General features: G+C 37.4%; 8 protein-coding genes. All 8 read right to left on the bottom strand.

What is annotated here, in order from left to right:
- Window positions 1-94, bottom strand: a 94-nt coding sequence (locus CI949_RS15455) for a cold shock domain-containing protein (RefSeq protein WP_290767909.1), incomplete at its 3' end; no start/stop codon positions are given.
- Window positions 95-335: 241 nt separating this feature from the next.
- Entirely contained in the window at window positions 336-869 is a 534-nt protein-coding gene (locus CI949_RS15450; RefSeq protein WP_290767907.1) for a flavodoxin domain-containing protein, read from the bottom strand.
- Window positions 870-1,070: 201 nt separating this feature from the next.
- Entirely contained in the window at window positions 1,071-1,865 is a 795-nt protein-coding gene (gene trpA / locus CI949_RS15445) for a tryptophan synthase subunit alpha (protein ID WP_290767905.1), read from the bottom strand.
- Window positions 1,858-3,042 (bottom strand): tryptophan synthase subunit beta, encoded by a 1,185-nt coding sequence (gene trpB / locus CI949_RS15440; RefSeq protein ID WP_290767902.1) that lies wholly within the window; start codon window positions 3,040-3,042, stop codon window positions 1,858-1,860. The genes trpA and trpB overlap by 8 nt, the downstream gene beginning before the upstream one ends.
- An 83-nt stretch (window positions 3,043-3,125) precedes the next feature.
- Entirely contained in the window at window positions 3,126-3,785 is a 660-nt protein-coding gene (locus CI949_RS15435) for a phosphoribosylanthranilate isomerase (protein WP_290767900.1), read from the bottom strand.
- Between the two features lie 23 nt (window positions 3,786-3,808).
- Entirely contained in the window at window positions 3,809-4,552 is a 744-nt protein-coding gene (gene trpC / locus CI949_RS15430) for an indole-3-glycerol phosphate synthase TrpC (RefSeq protein ID WP_290767897.1), read from the bottom strand.
- Complete coding sequence (trpD, locus tag CI949_RS15425) at window positions 4,552-5,589, bottom strand: anthranilate phosphoribosyltransferase (RefSeq protein WP_290767894.1); 1,038 nt, start codon at window positions 5,587-5,589, stop codon at window positions 4,552-4,554. Before trpD ends, trpC begins: the two co-directional genes overlap by 1 nt.
- Window positions 5,590-5,700: 111 nt before the next feature.
- The coding region (locus CI949_RS15420) for a glutamine amidotransferase-related protein (protein WP_290767892.1) at window positions 5,701-5,961 on the bottom strand (261 nt) is incomplete at its 5' end.

Here is a 5,961-nt window from a genome sequence, read left to right as displayed (position 1 = left end):
AGAAGTGTGCGAACACGTCGTCTCCATCTTCTCTTTCAATAAATCCAAATCCTTTTTTCCCATCAAACCACTTAACTGTTCCTGTGTAAATCATTAAATAAATTCCTCCTAGTTTTTAACGATGGAACTCTTACTTGTTTTTTTCTCCATCTCCCAAAGTATAGCATTATAAGAAGGCAGTGTCAAGGATTATTTTAAATTATTTTGTTTTTTCTCCTTTTTTCTCATGTTTTCTCTTTATTTTTAAGCTTTTTATTGGCCAACAAGTAAAGTCTCAACTGACTTCTCTTTGCTTTTAGTCTAATTTTAAAAACTACAAATTCTCAAAACAAGCTTTAGCTTTTAAGATAAGCAAGCAGTTCTTTTATATTATTTCGATTAGTAAAATCGACTGGGTTATCATATGCAGCAAGCATTCCTTTCTCCTCTTCTGTAATTTCTTCTCCCTTTTTATTTTTTCTATTCAACTTCCACTTCATAATACTCATTAATATTTTATCTTTAAATCCTAATTTATTGTAATTAAAACCTCCACGCAAATAAAAGAATTCAAAACTCTCCTGTTCTGCTGCTGTAAAATTTTTATTTTTTATTTCTTCTATAATGTTAGTTTTTGCTGCTGAAGCCCCAGTTGCAAAAATAATAGTTTTTTTATTTTGAAATTCTTTAATATTTTTTTTAATAAAATTAGCACCATTAATTCCTCCAGCATACAAACTACCTCCAAAAATATACGAATCATATTCTTTCAATTTAACTGTTGTTATTTCTGCCCCTGTAATAATATCTGCCTCCAACTCATCAGCCAACCATTCAGCATATTTTTTCACAAAACCAGTTTTAGACCAGTAGACAATTAGGGTTTTCATTTTATTAACCTCTTTTCTTAACGTAGTACTGTAAAATCTTTTTGAAATAATATTTCTATAATTAGCTTTAACTATTAATTTTCCTGCTTTAAAATAATATTATTATCTCAAAAAAGCAAAAACGGCCAGAATTAACTCTGGCCTTATAAGGAGGATTTATCGAGAAAAATCTATATAACTTTTAATTTACAGCCTGCCTAACTAGATCTCTTTATTTATTGCTTTTTTGATAGAGTTTACAAATTCACCGGCATTATTAAGCATTTCTGCTTCTGTATTTCCAGCCTGAATTGCTTTTATTAAAGCACTACCGATAATTATTCCATCTGGATAATCAATTATTTTTTTCACCTTTTCCGGGCCATCAATACCAAAACCCAGGCCCAGCGGCAGTTCACCTGCTGTATTGCGAACCCGTTCCAGATAGCTTTCCAGTTTGGGATAAACTCCCTGCTGGTCATCACCTGTAGTCCCAAGATGAGCCACACAGTAGAGAAAACCAGAACTTTTGGCTGTAATTTCTTTTAAACGGTGATCTGAAGTATTGGGAGTTACCAGCATAATTTGGGAAACTCCATATTCGGCCAGATATTTAGATAACTCAGCTTTTTCATCTACCGGCAGATCAGGAATAATCACTCCGGAAATTCCTGCTTCAGCTATATCTAGGGCAAATTTTTCTTCTCCATAATTTAAAACTGAGTTATAATAACCCATTAAAACCAGCGGCACCTCAACCCTATCCTGAATTTGATTAATCTTAGCAATTAGTTTCTTTAGGGTTGTTCCACCTCTTAAAGCTCTCTGGGAGGCTTCCTGAATCACCGGGCCATCAGCCAGAGGATCAGAAAAAGGAATTCCGAGCTCAATTATATCCACACCCTCATCCTGCAGCCTGTAGATTAGCTTTTCCGTCATTTCAAGGCTCGGATCACCACCACTGATATAGGTTACTAAAGGTTTTTTATCCTTAAATTGTGCTGTTATTTTATTCATCCTTTTCTGCCTCCCTGATCTTCTTAAAGTTATTGATATCTTTATCGCCCCGTCCGGAAAGGTTAACCACAATTATCTGATCCTGATCAAGTTTTGGAGCCAGTTTTTCTAAATAGGAAAGTGCATGAGAACTCTCCAGTGCCGGTATTATACCTTCTTTTTCACTTAAAAGTTTAAAAGCAGCTACTGCATCCATATCCGTTGCTGACTGATAGTCCACCCGCTCAATTGATTTTAAGTAGCTGTGTTCAGGCCCCACGCCCGGGTAATCAAGCCCTGCAGAAATAGAATAGGCTGGTATAACCTGACCATCATCATCCTGCAGCAGATAGGATTTGCTGCCGTGTAAAACTCCAACTCTGCCGGCAGATAAAGTTGCTGCATGCTCACCACTGTCAATTCCTTTACCAGAGGCTTCAATTCCAATTAAATTTACTTCCTGATCTTCAACAAAGGGATAAAAAATTCCCATTGCATTACTGCCACCACCAACACAGGCTAAAATATAATCAGGCAGTCTGCCTTCTTTCTCCTTAATCTGTTCCTTTGCTTCATCGCCAATAATCCGCTGGAAATCACGCACCATCTCCGGATAGGGATGAGGTCCAACTACAGAACCAATGATGTAATGAGTATCTTCCACATTGGTTACCCAGTCTCGAATTGCCTCATTTGTGGCATCTTTTAAAGTCTGAGTACCGCTGGTGACCGGAATAACCTCTGCTCCCAGCATCTCCATCTTATAAACATTAAGCGCCTGCCTCTCAATATCTTCTGCTCCCATATAAATTTCACAGTCCAAATTAAAACGAGCTGCCACTGTAGCAGTTGCCACTCCGTGCTGACCGGCACCGGTCTCTGCAATAATTCTTTTCTTGCCCATTTTCCGGGCCAGCAGAATCTGTCCTAAAGTATTATTAATTTTATGAGCTCCGGTGTGGTTTAAGTCCTCCCGCTTTAAATAAATTTTTGCTCCCCCGTAATGCTTGGTTAACTGCTCAGCGTAATATAAAGAAGTCGGTCTGCCGCTGTAATCAGCCAGCAGTGACTTTAATTCATTTATAAAATCTGGATCTTCTTTCATCTCTAAATAAACTTCTTCCAGCTCATCTAAGGCCGGCATCAAAGTTTCTGGAACAAAACGCCCCCCAAATTCTTCAAAATAACCTCTGCTCATCTTCTCTACTCCTTTCAATTATGAAAATTGATTAACTACTTTCTAAAACGAATAAATAATCAATATTCAAAATTAATTTAAATTTAGATAAATTTCAACTTAATTTTTGTTTCACTTTTTGGCCTAAAATTTCTTGTTTTTTCCACTGTCTTTTTAAGCAGATGGTGATTTTTCTTTCCCGGCTCATTTTCTACCTGACTGTTAATATCAACTGCCAGTGGATTTAATTTCTTTAGAGCATCCTCTATATTGTCTGCACCCAGGCCTCCGGCCAGTATATAGGGCAGCTGCAGCTCATTGATCAAAGACCAGTCAAAACTTTCGCCTGTACCACCTGTCTGACTGCCAATTTTAGTATCAAATAAGAGATAATCAGCACTTTCTTTATATTTTTCGACTGCTGCTAAATCTTTTTTTCCTGCAATTGAAATTGCCTTAACACTTTTCAAAACTGTATTTTCGAGCAGCTTCGGTTCTTCACTGCCGTGAAACTGAATATAGTCAAATAAGCCGCTTTCTTCAATCTCTGTCACGTTTTCTGGCTCTGGATTAACTACAACTGCTACCCTAGCAATAAAGGGGGGCAGATTATAAGTTAGCTCTCTGACCTGGTCCAGATTAACCTGCCTCGGACTTTCTGCCAGAATAAAACCCAGTGCATCAACTCCTATATTAACTGCATAGACAACATCTTCTCTACGGGTCATTCCACAGACTTTAATCATAGTTCTATTTTCTAACAAATTATCCACCTCACATTTTCTATTTAAAACAGCCCCAGTTCTTTAATCTTTGCTGCCGGGGACTCTGCTCTCATTAAAGTCTCACCAATCAAAACTCCGTCTACTCCAATTTCTTTTAAAAAATCTATATCCTCTCTGCTTTTAATTCCACTTTCTGCAATTAAATAATGATTATTCCGCTGGCCTAATTTCTCTAACTCCGAACTCAACTTAGCAGTTGTTTTTAGATCAACGCTAAAATCATTTAAATCACGATTGTTAATCCCAATTATTTCAGCTTCAGTTTTTAAAACTCTTTTTAGTTCCTCCAGACTGTGCACTTCAACTATTACCTCCAGCTTAAGCTCCCTGCACAATGCCAGAAAATTATCCAGCTGCTGATCAGATAAAATTGCTGCAATTAAAAGCACCACATCAGCTCCGATAAAAAAGCTCTCATAAATCTGTAGAGGATCAATAATAAATTCTTTGCGCAAAATAGGCAGCTCAGTCAGTTCTCTCATCTGCTTTAAAATCAGATTGCTCCCCTGAAAAAATTTCTGATCAGTTAAAATTGAAATACCTCCTGCTCCTGCCTGCTCATATGCTTTAAGCTGTAGGGCCGGATTGAATTCTGGCTGTATTAAACCCTTACTGGGAGAAGCCTTTTTTATTTCTGCCAGTAGTGAAATTTCATCCAGAGCCAGTTTTTCTTTTAGGGATCTTCTTTTCTTTTTTAATTCTTTAACTTCTTCTTTTTTATGCTCTACAATTTTGTCTAAAATCATTAAGACACCGCCCGAGAACTATTATCAAATGAGTTGCTGCACTGAATAAGTTCTTCCAGTTTCTGCCTTGCTTTTCCGCTGTCGATCAGTTCCGCTGCCAGTTTAACACCTTCCTGCAGAGTTTCAACTTTATTCTCTACTAAAAAGGCTGCTGCTGTATTCAGCAAAATCACATCTCTTTTGGGTCCTTTTTTTCCTTTTAGAATATCCAGAGTAATTTCTTTATTTTCTTCAGGTGCACCACCTAAAATTGACTCCAGTGGAGCAGCTGCAAGTCCCGCATCTTGAGCACTAAAGTTATATTCTTTTACAGCTCCATTTTTTAAATAGGCTGTTTTATTTTCTCCAGCCAGTGATAGTTCATCGACTCCACCAGCACCATGGACCACCATTGCTGATTTTAAACCTAAATTTTTGAGCACATGAGCTAAAGGCATCACTAATTCTTCTTTGTAAACCCCAAGCACCTGATAATCAGCCATTGCCGGGTTGGTCAGCGGTCCTAAGATGTTAAAAATTGTTCTTAGACCAAGCTCCTTGCGCGGGCCAATCGCATATTTCATTGCCTGATGAAAATGAGGTGCAAACAAAAATGATATTCCAATTTCATCCAAACATTTCCCTGCTGCCTCAGGACTTAAATCAATTTTCACTCCCAAAGCTTCCAGCAAATCTGCACTGCCGCTTTTTGAAGATACTGAGCGGTTACCGTGTTTGGCTACATTTAAACCACCGGCTGCCATAACTATTGCTGTAGTTGTAGAAATATTAAAAGTTCCCTTCTCATCTCCACCGGTTCCACAGCTGTCAATCAAATCTCTGGCCTCTGTTTTTACTCGAGCCGCCTTATTTCTCATCACACTGGCTGCCCCGGTTATCTCATCTATAGTTTCACCTTTCATTCTAAGTCCAACCAGAAATCCTGCCAGCTGACTGTCTGTTGTTTTTCCTTCCATCACCATTGCCATTGCTTCTTCCATTTCTGCTAATGTTAAGTCCTCTCTACTCACTACTTTATCTAAATGTTTGTTAAACATATTCTCTCCTCCTCTAATATTAATTCTCAGCTCAGCTAATTTTTTTATAATAACTTCTGCTTAAGTCTTCGAAATCTATTAAAATTAAATTGTTTAAAGCTCTTTTCTAAATTAAAGTTCTAAAAAATTCTTAATCATTTCTCTACCAGCTTCAGTTAAAATTGATTCTGGATGAAACTGGACTCCATAAATCGAATATTTTTTGTGTTTTAGGGCCATAATTTCACCTTCCTCACTTTCTGCCAGCACCTCAAGTTCTGGACTTAAGCTTTCTTGATCAACTATCAGAGAATGATAGCGAGCTGCCAAAAATCCGTTTTCAATCCCAGCAAATAATTTGTCATCTTTAACTTTTTTTATAGCTGAGCTTTT

Source organism: Halanaerobium sp. (genome assembly GCF_003070835.1).
The sequence above is the reverse complement of the archived record's forward strand: the minus strand, read 5'-3'. Positions and strand labels throughout refer to the sequence as shown.